This window comes from Pseudomonadota bacterium (genome assembly GCA_023229365.1).
In the GTDB taxonomy this organism is placed as follows: domain Bacteria; phylum Myxococcota_A; class Polyangia; order JAAYKL01; family JAAYKL01; genus JALNZK01.
On sequence record JALNZK010000015.1, the window covers coordinates 39,308 to 58,787 of the forward strand.

The following is a 19,480-nucleotide window of genomic DNA, read 5'->3' on the forward strand; positions in this document are numbered from 1 at the left end:
TCACGGGCACTCCCGCTTCGCGAACTCCTTCTTCGCCTTCGCGAACGCAGGGTCGGACTTGGCCCTGCCGATCGCCTCGAAGTACTTCCCGAGGTTCGGGAAGTTGCCGCGCGCGAGGAGCCCCTGCTCGGTCGCCTTGAGCCCCTTGTCGCCGCGGCACTCCATGCGGGCGGCGGTGCGCGCCACACGGTCCACCGTGTAGGTGCCGGTCTTGAGCTCGCTCGCGGACATCTGGAAGAACCCGTTCGCCGGATCGGCGGCCGCGGCGGACTCGAAGCTCGCGATCGCCTTCGCCATGTCGCCCCGGAAGAGCGCCGCGACGGCCAGGAGGCCGAACGCCTCGGCGCGCGCCCGGTTCTCGGTGCTCACGTCGAGCGCCTTGCGCGCGACGTTCTCCACCTCGTCGAACCGCTCGAGGCGAGTCAGCGCGAGCCCCTGCCGCGCGTAGGCGTAGCCGAACCTCGGCGCCTTGCCGGCGGCGTTCTTGAAGTGATCGAGGGCGCCGTCCACCTTCCACTTGCCGAGCGCGGCGTCACCGGCCGAGAGCTCCTTCTCGGCGGCCTCGCGATCCGCTCTGCCCGCCTCGATCGACCCGCGCATCGCGGCGCTCGCGAAGACGACGGTCTTCAGCTTGCGCTTGTACCATTCCTCCTCGATGAGCTCGATGACGACGTCGTTGTCCGCGAGCCGCTGCACCTTCCGGTCCAGGTGGTCCGTCATCTTCTCGGCCTTGGTTCCGAGGAGCTCCTCGAAGTCGCCCGCGGAGGCCGCGAGCGGGACGGTCTCGCGATAGGAGAGCCGGATCTCGAACAGCTTGCCCCCGATGAACAGGAACTCCGCGGAGGGGCCGCGGCGGTCGGCCTTGCCGGTCGGGTAGAGCTCGAGCAGCTCGGCGCCGGGGACGAGATCGTAGCCGCCCGGCCCGACCCGTTGGAGATCCTTGAGGGCATCCGCCACCTTGGCCGGGCTCGCGCCGAACAGGCCGCACGGGCTGTCCGCCCCCACGGCCTTCGCCGCGGCCTCGAGGTGCTCGCGCCACGGGAGCGCCGGGTACTCGGCCCACTTCCTACAGGTCGTTCCCGGCGCCGCCACCGGCCCGGTCGGCGCCTCGACGGCCTTCGCGATCGGGGGCACCTCCTTCGCGCCGCCGGTCACGGCCTTCGGTCCAGGTCCCGCGCCACCTTTTGCGGCGACAGGGACGCCCCCTGCCGCGCCGCCCGCCTGCGCGGCCTCGTCGTCCGAGGACGGCAGCGCGATCAGGATCACGACCGTCACGATCAGCGCGAGCAACACGGCCGCGGCCGCGAGCGCGTGCAGGTAGCGCACCTTGCCGAGGATCTTGACGAGCGCCGGCGGCCAGCGCTTGGCCTCGAGATCGTCGAGCGCATCGTCGGACATCAGATACTTGAAGAGGATGAAGTCCGACTCCTTGCGCGCGTCGTCGTCTCCGAGAATCTCCTCGTCGTCCAGTCGGTCGTCGTCGCGGATGATGTCGGAATCGGAAACCGTGGCGGCGATCTCCTCGACCGGGATCTGCTGCAGCGAGGACGAGTCGGGCGAGAGCATGATCAGCTCGGACTCGTCCACGAGATCGCGCGTCGTCGGGATCCAGTCGTCGGAATCGTCCGTCCTGGCCGGCGGGTTGTAGGCGGGCGCGGTCGGCAACCTGGGCGCCGAGGGCGAGTGCTGGCCGACCGGCGGCGGCGGTATCGTCGCCCTCGATTCGACCGGCCCGTGGTCCCCCGGCGTGCCCAACCCGACCGGCCGCTGGGGGGGCGCCATCGCGGTCATGAACATCGTGCGCTTCTGGGACGCCACCGCGGGCGCCGGTGCCGCGGGCCTCGGCGGTGGCGCGGGCGGCGGGCCCGAGAGCCGCGCCATGGGCGGCGGTGCCGGCGGCGGGCTCGAGACCCGCACCATGGGCGGCGGCGCCGGCGGCGGGCTCGAGACCCGCACCATGGGCGGCGGCGCCGGCGGCGCGGAGCTCGGCCGCGGGTCCGCCTCGGAGACGCTCGACAGCTTGAACCCGCAGTGCTTGCAACGCACCGCGAGCATCGGAATCTCACGTTGGCACGCCGGACAGGTTTTCGTTCTGCTCATCGTCGACCGACCTCGCGCTGGGCCACATGTGCATCAAGATCCGCGAGGCAGGTTATCAGACGGACCGCGGATGCTCAACATCGACGAGACGTCGCGGCGAATTTCGGCGCGGCAAGCGAGATCGTGCCGCCCGCGGGCGAAGCTAGTCGCAAATGTACGTGCAACAGGAGCGACCCTCCTCGCACGCGAGCCCGCTCGTGGACGTCTCCCAACAACCCGTGCACGCGGCGCTCGGGATGCAGTCCTCGTAGCCGGAGGACTCGTTGCACGCATAGTCGCCGGGCGCGTCGACGCAGCAGAGCCCCATCTCGCAGCCGAGCGCATCCTCGAGCGAGTACGGCTCGAGCCCGGCCTCGCACAGTTCCCACACCGCCCCGTTGCACGTGCCGCCGAGGTCGGTGCAGTCGGAATCCGTGTCGGTGTCGGTGTCGGTGTCGGTGTCGGTGTCGGTATCGGAGTCCGTGTCGGAATCGGTGTCGGAATCAGAGTCGGTGTCGGAGTCGGAGTCGGAGTCCGTGTCCGTGTCGGAATCGGAATCGGAATCGGTGTCGGAATCCGTGTCCGAATCGCTGTCGCCGCCCGCGTCGTCGCCGCACGCGGGCAAGGCTGGCGCGGCGAGGACCGCGAGCACGAGACCGGTGACCGTGATCCACAGTTTGTTCGTCATTCTAATCTCTCCTCTGTTTCAAGATCGCGCCGCGGTCTGCGACGCGTTCATCCTGCCCTCTCAGGGCCGCTCCCCGCGCGCGGTCAGCCGTAGCATTGCCAGGAGCAGCAGACGTACCCCTCCTGGCAATCGAGGGAACCCGTGCCCGGCCCCCAGCACTCGTCGATGTCGCCGCAAGTGTCGCCGGGCAGGCAGTCGGCGTAGGCGGTGGAGGAGCTGCACGAGTAGCCGTCCGGTGCGTCCACGCAGCAGTGCCCTTCGCAGTCGAGCGGATCGTCGGCCCCGTACGGCTGCGTCCCGGCGGGGCAGGAGTCCCACGGGTTCACGGTGCACTCGCCGTCGACGTCCGTGCACGGGACGTCCGAGTCGGTGTCGGCGTCGGAATCGGCGTCGGAGTCCGCGCTCCCGTCCGGTCCGCCGTCCGCGTCGGAGTCCGAATCGGTGTCCGAGTCGGTGTCGACGTCCGTGTCCGAGTCGGTGTCCGTGCCTCCGTCCGTGCCGCCGTCGACCCCGCCGCTCGGGTCCTCGCCGCCGCAGGACGGCGCCACGAGCGCGAGGCAGAGGCCTGTCAGCGCGGCCAATGTCTTCGTCGTCATTCAATTGCTCCCTTCCGTTTGGTACCTTCTATTGGGCCACAAACGGCGTCCGGCGGACAAAAAATCGACCGCGCTCACCGCGGCGTCTCGAATACGCGGAAGGTGCACAGGCCGGTCTCGTTCGCCGCGTCGTCCCAGAGGTGCAGCGAGTTGCCCTGGCAGCGGCCCCACTCGCCGCACCCGACGCACGGCCCGCGGCGCATCCAGGAGCGGTCCCGGAACCTCTCGAAGCGCTCCTCCCAGACGGTCGCGAGATCGTCGGTCCGCACGTTCCCCTGCACGAGGCTGCGCGTGACGTTCGGGCACGCGGCGATGGCGCCGTCGTGGAGCACCGACGCGATGCAGATCCCGGCCCGGCAGAAGTACGGCTCGGAGCGGACCGCCCGGTCGATCTCGGCGGGCAGGTACCCCTCGCAGCTGAAGTCGAGGTCGAACCCAGCGGCGGCGAGCATCGGGCGCCGCGCCCGGATCCAGCCGAGGAGGGCGCGGAGCTGCTCGGCGGAGAGGAGGACGTCCGGGTTGCCCGCCGCGCGGCCCTTGGGGAAGATCGAGAAGATCCGCCAGCGGCGTACGCCCCGGCCCCGCAGGAGATCGAGCACCGCGTCCAGCTCGCCCAGGTTGCGCGGGTTGACGCACGTGACCACGTCGAACAGCGGGAAGCCGACCGCCGCGGCGAAGCCGATCCCGGCGACGGTCCTTTCGAACGCGCCGGGCACGCCGCGCAGCCAGTCGTGGGCGCCGCTCAGGCCGTCGAGGCTCACGGTGAGGCTCGACACGCCGAGCCCGCGGAGCTTGCGGGCGGCGCGCTCGGAGAGGGCGTAGCCGTTCGTCACCAGGCCGATCGGGAAGCCGTGGCCCGACACGCGGCCGAGGATCGCGTCGAGATCCGGGTGGCAGAGCGGCTCGCCGCCCGTGACGACGCACATGAGCGCGCGGCGTTTCGGGAAGCGCGCAGCGAGGCCGTCGGCGAGCCGGAGCCATTCCTCCGTGGTCAGGGAGAGCGCGTCGTCCGCTGCGCGGCCGCAGTCGCTCCCGCAGTGGAGGCACGCGAGGTTGCAGCGCTGCGTGATCTCCAGGAAGAGGTAGCGGAGCGGATGGACGGTGGTCTCGAGCCGCCTGTAGAGCGGGTGGGTGGCGCGCCGGAGGGCGTTCGCGAGGCCGGACTCAGGCACGCATCCCTCCGCCGATCGCCCGGAGCGCGGCCGGGCGGATCGACGCCTCGCACCTCGCGCCCGGCCCGAGCCCCCTCGCCGCGGCTTCGGCGCGCGTGAGGTGGGCGTCGAGGGCGAGCCCGCCGAAGTCGATCCGGGCGAGGTAGCCGTCGCCGCTCGGCGCGAGCGCGCCCAGGGTCCCCTCGAGGCGGTTGGACGCCGGATCCGGGAGCTCGCCCGTCGCGAGGAGCCGCACGTCCTCTGCGCGCAGGCACACCGTGATAGGCCCGTCCGGCCCGCCCTCCCGATGGAGCGCGATGCCGCCGGGGAACCGAATCGCCGCGCCGTCGCCCTCTGCCGCGAGCAGGTTCTCGAACCCCATGAAGCGCGCGATCTCGAGATCCGCGGGCCGCGAGAAGACCTCGTCCGGCGTGCCGATCTGGCGCACCCGACCGCCGAGCATCACCGCCACCCGATCGCCCAGCGCGAGCGCCTCCCGCCGGTGGTGCGTCACGAGCACGGCGGCCATCGCCGCCCCGCGGATGAGCGCGCCGAGCTCCCCCTGCATCGACGTCCGGGTGGGCGCGTCCAGCGCGGCGAGCGGCTCGTCGAGCAGGAGCACCTCGGGCTCGAGCACGAGCGCCCGGGCCAGGTTCACGCGCTGCGCCTCGCCGCCGCTCAGGGTTCGCGCGCGCCTCGCCGCGAGCTCGGCGATTCCGAGCCGTCCGCACCAGCGCTCGATGCGCCGATCCCGCTCGTCCGGGCCGACGCCGCGCACGCGCAGCCCGAGCTCCACGTTCTCGCGCACCGACCTGTCGAGGAGCAGCGGCGTCTGGAACACGCACGCGAGGCGCCTGCGCACCTCGCGCTCGTCGCGCGGCGAGACCTCGCGGCCGCGGAAGACGACCGCGCCCTCCTCCGGCCGCTCGAGCAGGCCGAGCACCTGGATGAGCGTGGACTTGCCCGCGCCGTTCGGTCCGAGCACGGCGACGGTCTCGCCCGGCGCGATCCCGAGGTGGTCGACGTCGAGGATCCGGCGCCCGCTCTTGGAGATCCGGACCCCCCGCGCCTCGAGGAGGTGCGGGCTCATCGCCGGCCCCCTTGCTGCATGTGCGTGAACGCGAGGTTGATAGCGAACGCGAACGCGAGGAGGACGAGCCCGAGCGCGATCGCGGTCGCGAAGTCGCCCATGCGGGTGTGCTGCACGACGGCGGTCGTGAGCACGCGCGTCTCGCCGCGGATGTTGCCGCCCACCATCATCACGGCGCCGACCTCCGAGATCGCGCCGCCGAACCCGGCCATCACCGCGGCCAGCACCGACAGCCGCGCCTCGCGCAGCAGGATCCACCCGAGCCGCGGGCCGCCGACGCCCAGGGATCTGAGCTGCAGCGCGAGGTTCGGATCGAGCTGCTGCACCCCGGCGGCGGTGAGCCCCATGACGAGCGGGAAGGCGATGATCGCCTGCGCCGCGATCATCGCCTGGACGGTGTACATCCATTCGAGGGCGCCCAGGGGGCCGCCCCGGAACAGGGCGAGCGCCACGAGGAGGCCCACCACGACCGGCGGCAGCCCCATGCCGGTGTTGACGAGCGCCATGACGAGGCCGCGGCCCGGGAACGCGCGGCGCACGGCGAGCGTGGCGCCCGCCGGCACGCCGAGGAGCACCGCGAAGGCGAGCGCCCCCCCGGACACGAGCAGCGTGCGCCCCGTGATCTCGGCCACCTCGGCGTACGTCGCGCTGTCGAGCATGCCGGGACGCTCACCCCTTCTTCACGCCCGCGGCCGCGAGCCTTCGGTACTCCCGGAAGGCGACGATCCCCTGGACGACCCCGATGACGACGAGCACGATCGGCAACGCCGGGCCGAACAGGCCTCCGCTCGTCGCGAGGATGAAGCCGCCGGCACCGACGAAGGCGAGCGCTTCGAGCATCTCGAGGAGCTTCACCCAGGGCGCTCTCACGATGCTCCCGACGATCCCGACGACGAGCGCGATGCCGCCGAGCCCTATCGACAGGCAGCTTATCAGCCCGAGCTGCGCTATCACCGCCGCCTGCGCGGCCAGCTGCGCCGGATCGGCCGCCTCCGAATCGATGCTGCCGACACCCCGCGCGTACAGGGTGATCTTGATTCCGAGGAAGATCAGCGCCCCGGCGAAGATGAACGAGAACCACTTCACGCGCGTGCGCTTCTTCTTTGGCTCCTCGCCGCCGATGTACGTCGTGTCGTCCATGGGACCTCCCGCGGAGAAGACTACGACATCTCGCTGAGAAACGCGCGGGTTTCCTGCTCGGGCCATGCCTCTCAGGATTCCCATGCCTCCCACCCGTTGTGTTATCGTCCGCCCGACAATCCAACCTCCCGGAGGACGCCATGAAACAACGCAACGCCGTTCTCATCGCGACGATCGCGCTCCTCGCCTCGTGCGACGGCCCGCCGCCGCCCGCCACCTGCGGCGACGCCGAGGCGAGGGACGGGACGAAGGGCCCGGCGACCGTCGCCGAGGCCGAGGAGTTCATCACGGCGCTCGAGGACGAGCTGCTCGAAGCGTGGATCGCGCAGGAGCGCGCCGCGTGGGTGAAGGCGACGTACATCACGGAAGACACGGACGCGATCGCCGCCGCGGCCGAGGAGGCGGTCATGGAGCTCGTGTCGCAGAAGGCGGCCGAGGCGCAGCGGTTCACGCGCGTCGACGTCTCCCCGTCCGAAAAGCGCAAGCTCGAGCTCCTGAGATCGAGCATCGACCTCCCGGCGCCGACGGATCCCGCGAAGCGCGAGGCGCTCGCCGCGCTCTCCGCGTCGCTCAAGAGCCGCTACGGCAAGGCCAAGGTCTGCGAGAAGGACGGTTGCCGGACCCTCGACGACCTGTCGAACACGATCGCGACGAGCGGCGACTACGGGGCGCTGCTCGCCGCCTGGAGGGGCTGGCACGACGCGGCGAAGCCCGCGCGCGCCGAGTACGCGAAGCTCGTCGAGCTCGGCAACGAGGGGGCGCGGGAGCTCGGCTTCGCGAACCTCGGCGACCTGTGGAAGTCGCGCTACGACATGCCGCCGGAGGCGTTCGAGAAGGAGATCGCGCGGCTTTGGGAGCAGGTCCGGCCCCTGTACGAGGCGCTCCACTGCCATGTCCGCGCGAAGCTCGCCGAGAAGTACGGCGCGGACAAGGTCAAGGCGGACGGCCCGATCCCCGCGCACCTCCTCGGCAACATGTGGAGCCAGGAGTGGACGACCCTCTTCCCGCTCGTGGCGCCCGAGAAGGGGCGCGCGGTCGACGTGACGAAGGCGCTCGTCGAGCGGAAGTACGATCCGCGGAAGATGGTCGAGCAGGGCGAGCGGTTCTTCTCGTCGCTGGGGTTCGACCCGCTGCCGAAGACGTTCTGGGAGCGCTCCATGTTCGTCCGGCCGCGGGACCGCGACGTCGTGTGCCACGCGAGCGCCTGGGACATCGACTGGAAGGACGACCTGCGCATCAAGATGTGCATCGAGGTGAACGCGGAGGACTTCACGACGATCCACCACGAGCTCGGCCACAACTACTACCAGCGCGCGTACAAGGACAAGTCGGCTTTGTTCGCGGGCTCGGCGAACGACGGGTTCCACGAGGCGCTCGGCGACACGATCTCCCTGTCCGTGACCGACGACTACCTCGTGGAGATCGGGCTGCTCGACGCGCCGCCGCCCGACAGCCTGAACCCGCTCATGCGGCGCGCGCTCGAGAAGATCGCGTTCCTGCCGTTCGGCTACGTCGTGGATCAGTGGCGGTTCGACGTGTTCAAGGGCGCCGTGCAGGAGGCCGGGTACAACGACCACTGGTGGAAGCTCCGGCGCGAGCTCCAGGGCGTCGCGCCCGCCGCCCCGCGCGCCGCCGACGACTTCGATCCGGGCGCCAAGTATCATGTCCCGGCGAACGTGCCGTACACCCGCTACTTCCTCGCGACGATCCTCCAGTTCCAGCTCCACCGCGGGCTGTGCAAGGCGATCGGGTTCGAGGGGCCCCTCCACAAGTGTTCGATCTACGGCAACAAGGAGGCGGGCAAGCGGCTCGAGCAGATGATGGAGATGGGGATGGAGAAGCCGTGGCCCGAGGCGCTCGCCGCGGTCACCGGCGAGACCCGCATGGACGCGACCGCGATCGTCGAGTACTTCCAGCCGCTCATCGATTGGCTGAACGAGCAGAACGAAGGGCGGAAGTGCGGGTGGTGAGAAGAGCCTACGGCTGCGGCGCGGGCTTCCGGGGCGGCGGGGGCGCGGAGAGCGCGAGGCAGTGCTCGCCCTCCCGCTTCGCGTCGTCGGCGCGGCCGCGCGCCCGGTAGCACCGCTCGAGCAGGCAGTGCACGGACGGGTCGAACGGGTTGAGCGCCTCGGCGCGCTCGAGCGCGGCGATCGCCTCGTCGTACTTCTCGAGCTCCGTGAGCGCCTCGCCGAGCTCGACGAAGCCGGTCGTGTAGGACGGGTACAGCGCGGCCACCGGGGCGAGGAGCGCCGCCGCCTCCTCGAACCGCCTGAGATCGATGAGGCAGCCGCCGAGCCGCTCGACGATGCGCGGCGAGCTCGACCGCTCGAGCGCGAGGGCGCGGCGGTACTCGGCCGTCGCCGGCGCGAGGTGCCCGCGCAGCCGGAGCAGATCGCCGAGCCGCACGTGCCGGGCGGCCTCCTCGTCGACGTCGCCCTCGAGCCGCGCGCTCTCCCCGGTGGTCCCGTGCCGATAGCGCCGCTGCATCAGCCCCACCGCCGACACCGGCGTCTGCCGCCGGCCGGAGACGTCCTGCTCCCACCAAAGGTACAGGCGCCGCAGGTTGAACTTGGTCAGCTCCGTGAGCGCGCCGTCGATCGTCGCGCCCTCGCCCAGGCGCCGCAGGAGGGCGGCGATCCCCTTCTCGGGGCCGATCCGCGCGTCGAGGTAGCGGGTGAGGCTCAGCACCTCGGCGTACGCGAGCGCCGCGTCCTCCTGATCCGGCAGCGCCGCGATGGACGGGTGCAGGCGCCTGAGCGGGATGAGCCGCTTCTCGCGCGCCGCGCGATCGAGCAGGTACGTCTCCTCGGGCGTCAGCGCGCCCGTCTCGCCGCCGCGCCACCGCCCCTCGAACAGCTTCGCGACGCCCTCGTGCAGCCATATCGGCGCCTTGTCGCGCGAGGCGCGCGAGACGAAGAGGTGGGCGAGCTCGTGGCCGAGGGTGTCGAGCCACGGATACCCGGACGCGAGCGCGCGGGGCGAGAGCACCATGATGCGGCCGTACTTGCTGACGCCGACGGTGCCGGTCCTCTCGATCTGCTCCGGCAGGAGCCCGGAGAGCGCCGCGAGCGACTCCACGTCCGGCACGAACAGGACCTCGATCCGGGCGCGCGGGGCGTCGCCGAACACTTTCGAGAGCGCTGCGAGCTGCGCCGCGAGCGCCTTGTCCGCGTACGGCACGAGCAGCGCGTCGTCGGGCGCCGTGTAGCGATAGGTGAAGCGCCCGTCCGCGCCCCGCTTCGAGGCGAGCCCGGCCGTCACCTCGGAGAACGTCTCGACGCGATCGCGCAGCTGCTTCCAGTCGAGCTGCGTGCGCGCCTCCTGGATCGCGCTGCGGAGCGCCTCGACCGCCGCGTCGTTGTCGCCCTCGTGGAACAGGAGCTTGCCCTCGAGGTAGCGGGCGCGGGGCGACTTCCGCGCCTCCGGCGCCAGCCCGTCGATGCGGGAGCGGGCGTCCTCGAGGCGCCACGCGGCGATGTCCTCCTCGATCGCCGCGAGCTCGTCCGTCTGCCCCGCGCCGGCGCGGGGCGCGGACGCCGCGAAGAGCACGAGGACGGCCGCGGCGGCGCTACCTGACCAGCGTCTCATAGTACTTCCTGATCGCGTCGCGGTAGTCGCTCGGCGCCTCGTCGCGCATCGCGTCGAGGATGTCCTTCCGGAACTCCGCCGGCACCTGGTAGTCGTCGGGCTCGGGGATGTCCACCTCGGCCTTGAACGCCATGGGCTGCGACTCGAGCGGCACGAGATCGCCGCCGCGTTTCAGATCCTCGCGCAGCCTGGCGAGGATCTCGAGCGCCGCCGTCTGCTCCTCGAGCGCGTCACGCACCTGTTTCTCCTCGAGGCGCGTCACGCCCTGCGCCATGTGCAGCGCGGCCTCTTCGAGCGACTTGCCCGCCTGGTGGATGAGGAACCTCGGGTTGTCGCCCTGATCCCGGATCCACGCCCTGAGGTTCTTCGTGCGCGCCCCGAGGTGGCGCTGTGCGGCGGCCTGCTCGCGCACCTTGCCCCGCTCGCGATCTCCGAACACCTGGGCCGGCTTGGGGTACGCCTCCGTCAGCTCGGCCACGAGCCGCGACGCAGAGCGGGCGGTCCTGCGGAGGCCGACCGCGAGCGCGCCGTGGTCCTCCTCGTCGAAGCCGCTCGCGGCCTCGACGAGCTCCTCGCCGAGCTGGCGCGACTCGTCGAGATCCCCCTGGCCGAGCGCGAGGCCGAGCTCGCGCGCCGAGACCCGCGCCCGCACGAGCAGCTCCCGCCCGGACGGATCGGCGGGGTGGCCGACGTCCGAGAGCTCCTCCTCGATCTTCGAGACCTCGCCGAGCTGCCGCTTGACGAGCGGATCGATGCGCCCGCGCATCACGTCCATGAGCCGTTCCTGGTACCAGCGCTGGAGGGCGGTCGTTTCCCGGCGGAGCTGCAGCTGCTCGGACTCCACGGCGAGCAGCTTCTCGAGCAGATCGCTCAGGAACTTCTCGCCCTCGCCGAAGCGATCGTTGCGGTACGAGAGCCGGCCGCTCTCGAGCGCGGTCATGAGCCTCGCGAGCTTCTGCTCCAGCTGCGCCGTGAGTTGGGACGCCTCGGCGATCGCGTCGCTGGCCAGCAGCGCGCGCAGCCGCTGGAGCTCGCCGTCGAGATCGATCATCGCCGCGGCCGGGGCGTTGAGGTACGCGTCGGCGACCTCGCCGCGGACCCCGCGCAGCCTCTCCGAGAGGCGCCGGGAGAGCTGCTCCAACCTGTCGATCGCCTCGAGCAGCGCCCGCCGCACCGCTTCGGAGCGGTTCGAGCCGTAGCTCTCGATGAGGCGCGCGATCTCGGCGCGGCCCCGCTCGAGGAGCCCGCCGTCCGCGACGAGGCGCGTGAGCTGCTGGTCGAGCATGAGATCGTCGATGCGCAGGACCGCCTCCTCGATGAGGCGGACCGTGACGCGATCGGTGCCCTGGCGCTGCCGGAACGGGCCGAGCTGGCCCGCGTAGAAGCGCGACTCGTGGAGCAGCTGGTTCGAGAGGTCCTCGCGCATGCGCATGTACGCGTCCACGACCGGCCGCGACGAGAACGAGTCCTGGTTCATCTGGTGGATGAGCCGCGCGGTCCTGCCGAGGAGATCCTCGGTCTGCGCGCGGACGACGTCGAACCGCTCAGCCGTCAGCGGATCGCGCTTCGGATCGGCGGCGGACTCGGCCTTGAGCCGCTCGGCGAGCAGATCCACGAGAGCGTCCAGGGCGCGCCCCTGTTCCGTGAGCACGGCCTCGTGGCGGCTCAGGCGCGTCATCAGCTGGACGACGAGCGTCTTCGAGCGGCCGGACTTCGGCCCCCGGATCATGTCGTTGTCGAAGACCTCGAGCTCGACCTCGACCCGCGGGCCGCCCTCGACGCGCAGCGTCTCCGGGGAGAACCTATAGCGCCCCTTGAAGCGCGTGACGTGATTCGCCGTGCGCGCCACCGTCTTGCGCACCTCCCGCCCGAGGCCGGCGCGCAGCACGATATCGATTCGCTCGATGCCGAAATCGTCCGATGCCTCGTAGTCGATGATCTCGTCATCGTTCTCGTCGAGCTCGACCGTTCCCGCGGGGCGCATGAGCGCGATGGCCGGCGGGTCGTCCGGCTCGATCTCGATGGGCCTTTCCGGCCCCTCGGTCATGGACGATTTCGTGCCGAGCGCAATTCGGAACATGCCGGCCGCGGTGACGGGGAAGCGGGCCGAGACGCGCCCGTCGGGCAGCACCTGGACGGGGACGGCCTCGCCGCCCGGGAGCAGGACCGTCCCTCGGTCGGCGCCGGGGATGCGCGCCTCCGCCTCGAGCACGACCGATGTCCCGAACGGCGCCGAGAGGCCGCCGGACGACGCGCCGAACCGACGCGGCTCGCGGCCGAGGTAGTCCGGGTAGTACAGGGTGACGGTGAGATCGCGGACCACGGGCGCCGGGGCCGCCTTGCGCACGAGGGCCAGCTCCGGCGCGTGGGGATCGCTCAGGAGCGATCGCGTCCCGGTCTCGACGACGCCGGGCATCGCCAGGCAGACGGCGGTCGACAGGATCGCCGCCGCGCACAGCGCGAGGATCGAGGGGACGAGGGCGCGGCCCGGGAACACCGCCTTGGCCGGGAGCGCGGCGAGCGCCGCCGACGCGGAGGCGAGGTGGCGGTCGAGGAGCGCGCGAGAGAACGCCGGATCCGGCCGCCTCGTCGAGAACTGGCAGGCGCTGAGGACGTCGGACGCGAGCTCGGGCGCCGCGCGTCCGACCCGCCGCGCGATCGCCTCGAGGTCCGCGAGGTGCTGCAGCGGGCCGACGACCGCGAGGCCGAAGGAGAGGACGATGGCGAGGCAGAACACGAGCCAGCCGACGACGCGCACCGTGTCCCCGCCCCACCAGCCGAGCGCGGTAACGAACGACGTGAGCAGGACGGCGGCCGCGACCAGGCACCAGCTCGTCCCGGCGACGGCCGTGACGAGCCGCGCCCGCCGCCGGAGGCGGAAGAGGTGGCCCGTGATCTCCCGCGCCGGACCGGGCGGCACCGAGTTGTAGGTCGACGTGCTCATCGTCTATAACCGGGGAACCGGCGCAAGGGTGGCCGGCGCCACGTCAGGGAGAATCATATGGGCATCGAGGAGCAGTTGACAACCAGGCTGACCGAGGCGATGCGCGCCAAGCGCGTGGCGGAGATGAACGTGCTGCGCATGATCAAGACCCAGGCCTCGAAGGAGCGGGCGGCCCCCGGGTTCGCGTGCGACGACGAGGACGCGTTCTGGCTCGGCGTGATCCAGCGGTACGCCAGGCAGCAGAAGAAGGCGCTCGCGGAGTACGAGCCGCTCGGCGAACGGGCGGCGTCGCAGATCGCGGAGATCAGGTTCGAGCTCGAGTACCTCGCGCCCTTCTCCCCGTCGGCCCTCGGCGAGGCCGAGACCGAGGCCCTGGTCGTGGCGGCGATCGCCGAGACGGGCGCGGCCGGCGCGAAGATGCTCGGCAAGGTCGTGGGCGCGGTGATGAAGGAGCACAAGGATCGCGTCGATCCCGCTCTCGTCAAGCGCATCGCCGCCGCCAAGCTCGGCTGAGCCCGCATGGGTCGGAAGAAGCCAAGCGACGGGCCGAGATCCGACGCGACCCGCGTGCTCGTGATCTCGGGCGCGAAGGGCGGGGTCGGCGCGTCGATGTTCGCGACCAACCTCGGGATCTTCCTCGCGCAGATCGGCAAGCGGGTCCTGCTCGCCGACCTCTCGTTCGCCGACTCGTGCCTCCACGCGTGGCTCGGCATGCCGCGGCCCGGGCTCGGGATCGCGGACTACGCCTGCGGCTCGGTCCCGGAGCTGCGCGACGCGATCGCGGAGACGCCGATCACGGGGCTCTCGCTCCTGGGCGGATCGTCGAGGGTGGACGCCGGCGGGCCGTCGCCGCTGGTGCAGGTCGGGGCCGGGGAGCTCCTCCGCCGCATCCGCGCGCTCGGGGCCGACTACGCCCTCCTCGACGCCCCGGCCGGTCTGGACGCGGCCGCCATCGAGCTCTTCGGGCTCGCCGACGCGTCGATATCGGTCACCGTCGGGACCCCGGACGCGGTCGAGGCGACGCACCGGTTCTTCCTCGCGGCCTTCCTGGCGCGCGCCCGCGCCAGCGCGGTGCGGCGGGACGTCGCCCAGGTCGTCGACGCGCTCGTGCGCCGGCCCGGGAGCCCGCCCTCGCCGCGGGAGGTGATCGCCGCCGCAGCCGCCGCGTCGCCGGCGCTCGGCGAGGAGCTGCGCGAGCTCGCCGCCGTGTTCCATCCGCAGCTCGTCGTGAACCAGACCCGGGTGAAGGCGGACGAGGAGCTCGGCGAGGCGATGATCTCCGCGGCGATCCGCTGGCTCGGGGTCGCGCCGCGCCTGCTCGGATCGATCGGCTGGGACGACAACGTGTGGCTCTCGTTGCGGCGCGGCCTGCCGCTGCTCGTCGAGTTCCCGCGCAGCCGCGCGTGCCGCGATCTCGAGTCCGTCGTGCGCAGGCTCCTCAACCTCGACGGCCGCGAGCTCCCGGAGCCGGCCCTCATCCCGCCGGCCACGGCCGATCAGAACCTCTACGAGATCCTCGAGATCTACCCCGGCGCTTCCGAGGAGGAGGTGCGGCGCGCGCGCAAGCAGATCCGCGAGTGGTACGGATCGGACGGGCTCGCCGGGCGCGGCGTCTGCTCCGTGACGGATCGCGCGTTCTACCTGCAGCGGACCGAGGAGGCGCACGCGACGCTGCTCGACAGGACGAAGCGGCGCGAATACGACCGGCGCGTCTTTCCGGACGGCTTTCCGCCCGCGCACGAGCGCCCCGCGGAGCTGCGCGGCTCGATCGCCGGGCCGGTGACGGCGACGCGCGACTCGCTCCCCGAGATCGAGATCGGCGAGGACCAGATCGTGGACGGCGCGTTCCTCGGCCGCGTGCGGCGAGAGCTCGGCGTCGAGCTCGTCGACATCTGCAACCGCGCCAAGATCTCGATGGCGTATCTCAAGGCGATCGAGGAGGAGCGGTTCGCGGCCCTCCCGGAGGCGGTGTTCACCCGCGGCTTCGTCGCGGAATTCGCGAAGTTCCTCAAGATCGACGCGCGGCGTGCGGCGCGGGACTTCATGGCCAAGTACAGCGCGGCGCGGCCGATCGCGGGGAAGTAGCGGCGCGGCTCAGCCTTCCCTGGGCGGCAAGCGGCTCACGTGGATGTCGGCGGCGACGTCGGAGTCGATCGCGATCTCGGAGTCGCCGTAGAGGAGCACGAACGCCGGGTGGCGGCGGTGGAGCTCGAGGATCTCGCCCGGGTTCAGCCCGAGCGACGAGAGCCGGTGCATGCGCTCGTGGGCCCGCGGCTTGATGTACACGATCCGCGCCCGCTCCCCCGCCCGGAGGTCCGTGAGCGGGACGATCTGCGACGCGACCTCGGTCAGGCGATCGCGGCAGCACGCGCCGGGCGGGATCGGGCGACCGTGCGGGCACGCGCTCGGGTGGCCGAGGAGCGTGCAGACCGCGTCGATCATCTCCTCGCGGATGCCGTGCTCGACGAGACAGCCGATCTCCGATGCGAGCGACCGGTCCACGCCGAGCAGCGTGTAGAGGAGCATCTCGGCGAGGCGGTGCCGCCGGATCGTCGCGGTCGCGACGGCCCGCCCGGCCTCGGTCAGATCGACGCGATCCCGATCGCGACGGGCGTATCCGGCGGCGACGAGCGCGTCCACGTCCTCGGACGTCACTCGGATCTTGGAGTCCTCGGTCTCGGCCGCCTGCAGCTGCGAGAGCGACACGGCGCCGTGCTCTGCCGCCATCGCGATCGCCTCCAACAGGTTCTCTTCCCGATCCGTCACCGCCACGCGGCACCTCCTTCTCAACCGAACGTCACGCCGAGCGCGCGGCACGCCGCGTTCAGCCCAGCCCCGACCGCGATCGCGTACGCGGAGACGAGGGCGATCATCGCGGCCGCCGTCGGCAGCCCCCGCTCCTTGACGAGCACGATCGCCGAATTCATGCACGGCATGAGGAACGACATGACGAGCATCGTCACGACGAGCTGCACGTTGTCGAACCCGCCGCGCGCGAGCTCGAGCTCCGCTGCCCCGCTCTCGCGCCGGATCAGCGTCTTGACGAAGACGCGGACCGCCTCGTCCGGCAGGCCGAGGAGCCCGTTGACTACCGGGTGCGCCGCGCGCTCGAGAGCGTCGAGGCCGCCCAGGCGGTTCACGGTGAACACGACGAGCGACGCCAGGAGGAACAGCGGCACCGCCTCCTTCATGAAGTGGTAGGTCTGGCGGACCGTCCGCAGGGCGACGCTCGAGAGCCGCGGCCCGCGCATCGGCGGGATCTCCATGATGAAGTCCGACGCGCTCCCCTGGAGCAGGTGGCTCGTCGCGAAGCCCGCGAGGAGCGTTTGCGTGACGATGACGCCGAACACCGTGGCGGCGGCGGACGCGGGCATCGGCGCGAGGATGACGAGCATCATCGCGAGCAGCGGCGCGCACGGCGTGCCGAGCATGAGCAGGAACGACGCGATGATCCGCTCGCGCTTCGTGTCGAGCATGCGCGTCGTGATGAGCGCCATCGTGACGCACGAGAAGCCCATGGTGAGCGGGATGATCCCCCGGCCGTTCAGGCCGACGAGCCGGAACACGCGGTCGAAGAGGACCGAGAGCCGCGCCAGGTAGCCGGAATCGAGGAGGATGTTGAACGCGAAGTAGAAGAAGAAGAGCACCGGCATGACGAGGCCGAACGCGAGCGCGAACCCCGTCGGCACGAGGCCGAAGTCGGGGTCGACGAGCGCGTCCCGGAGGACGGGGGAGGGGAGGTGGGCGGCCAGCCGCTCCGCCCAGGGATTCAGCCAGCCGTCGAAGACGTGCATGCCGATCCAGTCCGCGACGCGCGTCGCGCCGAGCTCTCCTATCCAGAGATAGGCCGCCGCGACGACCGCCGCCCCGATCAGGAGCCCGAGCACCGGGTGGTGGGCCGCGCGGCCGAACGCGTCCAGGAACCGGCCGCCGCCCCCCTCGCGGGCGACCACCTGCGCGGACAGGTGTCCCGCAGCCGCGTGCAGCGCCTCGGTCATCTCGAGCTCCGGCGGGAGGCCGGTCCGCTCCGCCGCGATCTCCTCCAGCACCGCCGCGGTCCGCGCACGTGCACCATCGCCGAACTTCCGCCCCACGTGTCGCAGCGCGGCGTCGTCCCGCGCGAGCAGGAGCGTCGCGAGCCCGCGGGTCGCGCCCGGCGCGCCGATCGCCTCGAGCACCCGATCGAGGGCGCGCTCCAGGTGCTTCGGGAACGCCGCGACGCGGCGCGGCACGGCCGGGCGATCGAGCGCGGACACGAGCGCGTCCACCCCGGCGCCGTCCGCCGCGGAGGTGATCACCACAGGCGCGCCGACGAGGCTCTCGAGCAGCCCGGCGTCGATCGCGACGCGGTGACGCCACGCCTTGTCCTCCATGTTGATCGCGAGGACGACAGGGATGCCGAACTCCGCGACGTGCGCGAAGAGCGCGAGCGAGCGCTTCGGATCACGGGCGTCGGCGACGACGATAACGGCCCGCGGATCGAGCTCGAGGAGGGCGCTGCGCGCGACGGCTTCGTCCACGCCCTCGGGGAAGAGCGTCGCCGTGCCGGGCGTGTCGACGAGCTCCGCGGCGCCGCCGTCGCCGCCACCCCGGCCGAGAAGGCGCCGCAGGAACGTCCGCGTGAGGCCTCGCGCGAGGGCACCGCGCGTCGCCGTAATCGACGTCGCCGGGACCGCGATGTCCGGGAACCGCTCACCGCAGAGCCGCGCGAAGAGCGTGGTCTTGCCCGACTGCAGCGGGCCGATGAGCAGCACGGGCCGCTGTTCAGCGCCAGGCGAGCGTTCCCGAGGAGCGGCGCGCGAGTTCAAAGGCGAGCACAAGTCGGGCCTCCTCGAGCTGACTTATCATCGACCGCGCCGATTGCATATCGGTCCGCGTCTTCTCGAGCGCCGCCTCGGCCGCCGCGAGGCGCACCCCGGCCGTCCTGCGCGCCTCAAGCAGGGTGACGACGAGCCGCCGGAGCGTCGCGTACCTTCTGAGGAACGCGGACGCCGAGGGCGCGCCGAGCAGGTACCGGAACGCCGCGCCGCGCCGCCCGAGCCGGTAGAGGAAGCCGGCCCGCTCGGCGAGGGACCTGTCGATCTCCAGCACCTCCATCCGGGCCGCGTCGATCGCGGCGGCGTTCTCGGCCTCGCGAAGGGCGAGCTCGGCGGCGCGAGCAGAGGTCCGGGCGATGTCCTGGTCGCGGGCCGCGATCTCGGCCGCGATCTCGGCGTCGCTCACGTGGGAGAGATCGTCCGCGGCCGCGTGCGACGCGAGCAGGGTCGTCGAGACGACGAGCGCCGCGGCTGCCGTGCGGATCACCTCAGACCTCCTCGATGCGGCGCAGGGTGAGCGCCGCGCCGAAGGTCCCGGCGGCGAGGCCGCCGACGAGGAGGGCGATCGTCGCGGCGTCGCCGAGCCGCGTGAGGCCGCCGACACCGACGAGCGGCAGCACGTCCGCCAGCGCGCCGTCGAGCCGGGCCATGAGCGCGGCGAGCAGCGCCAGCGCGAGGCCCATGGCGAGCGCGGCCTCGATGGCGCCTTCGATGAGGAACGGCAGCCGGACGTACCCGTCGGTGGCGCCGATGAAGCGCAGCACCTCGATCTCGCGGCGACGCGCGCTCACGCTCGTCCGGACGGCCGCGGCCACCACGAGGACCGCCACGACCAGCGCGAGGGCGCCGAGCCCGAAGGCGGCGAGGCGCGCGACGAGGCTCGCCGCGGCGAGCCGGTCGAACCAATCGTCGTACAGCTCGACCTCTTCGACCCCGCGGACGGCGCCGAGCCGGGCCGCGAGCGCGCGCCGCCCGGGAGGGCTGTGCGCGAGGGCGCCGCCCAGCGAAACGTCGATCGCGGTCGGGAACGCGGTCGACGGGAGCGCGACGGCGATGTCGCCGAGCGCCCCGAGATCCGCCGCGAAGCGATCCCGCGCCTCCTGCGGCGCAACGACATCCGCGGCGCGTACGCCGTCGATCTCCGTGATCGCGGCCGCGAGCCGCGCGACCTCCTCGGCCGGCACGCCGTCGCGGACGTACAGGGTCAGCTCCGCGCCGCCGAGCCAGCGCGCGAGCAGGGCGTCGACGTTGCGCGCGGCGGTCAGCGTCGCCGCGAAGCTCAGGAACGACGCCGCGAGCGTCACCACGGACAGGGCGTGCATCCAAGGCCGCCGCCGCATCCCGCTGAACGTTCGCCGAACGACGTGGAGCACACGGTGCATCCGAT

At 72.1% G+C, this 19,480-nt stretch carries 16 protein-coding genes; 3 read left to right on the forward strand and 13 right to left on the reverse strand.

Features of this window, described 5'->3' with window-relative positions; all coding sequences use genetic code 11:
- The 7 genes from M0R80_10190 to M0R80_10220 all read right to left on the reverse strand — a co-directional run bounded on the left by M0R80_10190 (position 1) and on the right by M0R80_10220 (position 6,744).
- Positions 1-2,100 (reverse strand): hypothetical protein, encoded by a 2,100-nt coding sequence (locus tag M0R80_10190; protein ID MCK9459996.1) that lies wholly within the window; start codon positions 2,098-2,100, stop codon positions 1-3.
- A gap of 142 nt (positions 2,101-2,242) precedes the next feature.
- Positions 2,243-2,767: a hypothetical protein gene (locus M0R80_10195; GenBank protein ID MCK9459997.1), complete on the reverse strand. Its 525-nt coding sequence runs from the start codon at positions 2,765-2,767 to the stop codon at positions 2,243-2,245.
- An 83-nt stretch (positions 2,768-2,850) separates the two neighbouring features.
- The gene (locus M0R80_10200) at positions 2,851-3,363 is read right to left on the reverse strand and encodes a hypothetical protein (protein ID MCK9459998.1); all 513 of its coding nucleotides are present in this window, start codon (positions 3,361-3,363) and stop codon (positions 2,851-2,853) included.
- Positions 3,364-3,437: 74 nt separating this feature from the next.
- Positions 3,438-4,535, reverse strand: coding sequence for a radical SAM protein (locus M0R80_10205; GenBank protein MCK9459999.1), 1,098 nt, complete (start codon positions 4,533-4,535; stop codon positions 3,438-3,440).
- Entirely contained in the window at positions 4,528-5,604 is a 1,077-nt protein-coding gene (locus M0R80_10210; GenBank protein MCK9460000.1) for an ABC transporter ATP-binding protein, read from the reverse strand. The genes M0R80_10205 and M0R80_10210 overlap by 8 nt, the downstream gene beginning before the upstream one ends.
- Positions 5,601-6,263: an ABC transporter permease gene (locus M0R80_10215; GenBank protein ID MCK9460001.1), complete on the reverse strand. Its 663-nt coding sequence runs from the start codon at positions 6,261-6,263 to the stop codon at positions 5,601-5,603. Before M0R80_10215 ends, M0R80_10210 begins: the two co-directional genes overlap by 4 nt.
- 10 nt (positions 6,264-6,273) lie before the next feature.
- On the reverse strand, positions 6,274-6,744 hold the full coding sequence (locus M0R80_10220) for a hypothetical protein (protein ID MCK9460002.1): 471 nt from the start codon (positions 6,742-6,744) through the stop codon (positions 6,274-6,276).
- A 140-nt stretch (positions 6,745-6,884) separates the two neighbouring features.
- On the opposite strand from M0R80_10220, the gene M0R80_10225 reads away from it, so the two are divergent.
- On the forward strand, positions 6,885-8,714 hold the full coding sequence (locus M0R80_10225) for a M2 family metallopeptidase (GenBank protein ID MCK9460003.1): 1,830 nt from the start codon (positions 6,885-6,887) through the stop codon (positions 8,712-8,714).
- Positions 8,715-8,721: 7 nt separating this feature from the next.
- Here M0R80_10225 and M0R80_10230 read toward each other — a convergent pair whose 3' ends face one another.
- Positions 8,722-10,332, reverse strand: a complete 1,611-nt coding sequence (locus tag M0R80_10230; GenBank protein ID MCK9460004.1) for a tetratricopeptide repeat protein — start codon at positions 10,330-10,332, stop codon at positions 8,722-8,724.
- The gene (locus M0R80_10235; protein ID MCK9460005.1) at positions 10,313-13,276 is read right to left on the reverse strand and encodes a hypothetical protein; all 2,964 of its coding nucleotides are present in this window, start codon (positions 13,274-13,276) and stop codon (positions 10,313-10,315) included. The genes M0R80_10230 and M0R80_10235 overlap by 20 nt, the downstream gene beginning before the upstream one ends.
- Positions 13,277-13,333: 57 nt before the next feature.
- Here M0R80_10235 and M0R80_10240 point away from each other — a divergent pair, with 57 nt between their 5' ends.
- Both M0R80_10240 and M0R80_10245 read left to right on the forward strand, forming a co-directional pair.
- Positions 13,334-13,789, forward strand: a complete 456-nt coding sequence (locus M0R80_10240; protein ID MCK9460006.1) for a GatB/YqeY domain-containing protein — start codon at positions 13,334-13,336, stop codon at positions 13,787-13,789.
- A gap of 6 nt (positions 13,790-13,795) precedes the next feature.
- A complete protein-coding gene (locus M0R80_10245; GenBank protein MCK9460007.1) occupies positions 13,796-15,361 on the forward strand; it encodes a helix-turn-helix domain-containing protein in 1,566 nt (521 codons plus the stop codon).
- Between the two features lie 9 nt (positions 15,362-15,370).
- Here the strand turns inward: M0R80_10245 and M0R80_10250 are convergent, their stop codons facing one another.
- The 4 genes from M0R80_10250 to M0R80_10265 are packed head-to-tail and all read right to left on the reverse strand — an operon-like array spanning position 15,371 to position 19,475.
- Positions 15,371-16,048, reverse strand: a complete 678-nt coding sequence (locus M0R80_10250) for a metal-dependent transcriptional regulator (protein MCK9460008.1) — start codon at positions 16,046-16,048, stop codon at positions 15,371-15,373.
- A gap of 14 nt (positions 16,049-16,062) precedes the next feature.
- Positions 16,063-18,030: a 50S ribosome-binding GTPase gene (locus M0R80_10255; protein ID MCK9460009.1), complete on the reverse strand. Its 1,968-nt coding sequence runs from the start codon at positions 18,028-18,030 to the stop codon at positions 16,063-16,065.
- A 10-nt stretch (positions 18,031-18,040) separates the two neighbouring features.
- Positions 18,041-18,580, reverse strand: a complete 540-nt coding sequence (locus M0R80_10260) for a hypothetical protein (protein ID MCK9460010.1) — start codon at positions 18,578-18,580, stop codon at positions 18,041-18,043.
- Position 18,581: 1 nt separating this feature from the next.
- On the reverse strand, positions 18,582-19,475 hold the full coding sequence (locus M0R80_10265) for a permease-like cell division protein FtsX (protein ID MCK9460011.1): 894 nt from the start codon (positions 19,473-19,475) through the stop codon (positions 18,582-18,584).
- Positions 19,476-19,480 lie beyond the last annotated feature (5 nt).

Bases quoted from the DNA above. Each gene is read 5' to 3' on its own strand.
- M0R80_10190 (MCK9459996.1), bottom strand. From the start codon at position 2,100: ATGAGCAGAACGAAAACCTGTCCGGCGTGCCAACGTGAGATTCCGATG.
- M0R80_10195 (MCK9459997.1), bottom strand. From the start codon at position 2,767: ATGACGAACAAACTGTGGATCACGGTCACCGGTCTCGTGCTCGCGGTC.
- M0R80_10200 (MCK9459998.1), bottom strand. From the start codon at position 3,363: ATGACGACGAAGACATTGGCCGCGCTGACAGGCCTCTGCCTCGCGCTC.
- M0R80_10210 (MCK9460000.1), bottom strand. From the start codon at position 5,604: ATGAGCCCGCACCTCCTCGAGGCGCGGGGGGTCCGGATCTCCAAGAGC.
- M0R80_10215 (MCK9460001.1), bottom strand. From the start codon at position 6,263: ATGCTCGACAGCGCGACGTACGCCGAGGTGGCCGAGATCACGGGGCGC.
- M0R80_10220 (MCK9460002.1), bottom strand. From the start codon at position 6,744: ATGGACGACACGACGTACATCGGCGGCGAGGAGCCAAAGAAGAAGCGC.
- M0R80_10225 (MCK9460003.1), top strand. From the start codon at position 6,885: ATGAAACAACGCAACGCCGTTCTCATCGCGACGATCGCGCTCCTCGCC.
- M0R80_10230 (MCK9460004.1), bottom strand. From the start codon at position 10,332: ATGAGACGCTGGTCAGGTAGCGCCGCCGCGGCCGTCCTCGTGCTCTTC.
- M0R80_10235 (MCK9460005.1), bottom strand. From the start codon at position 13,276: ATGAGCACGTCGACCTACAACTCGGTGCCGCCCGGTCCGGCGCGGGAG.
- M0R80_10240 (MCK9460006.1), top strand. From the start codon at position 13,334: ATGGGCATCGAGGAGCAGTTGACAACCAGGCTGACCGAGGCGATGCGC.
- M0R80_10245 (MCK9460007.1), top strand. From the start codon at position 13,796: ATGGGTCGGAAGAAGCCAAGCGACGGGCCGAGATCCGACGCGACCCGC.
- M0R80_10265 (MCK9460011.1), bottom strand. From the start codon at position 19,475: ATGCACCGTGTGCTCCACGTCGTTCGGCGAACGTTCAGCGGGATGCGG.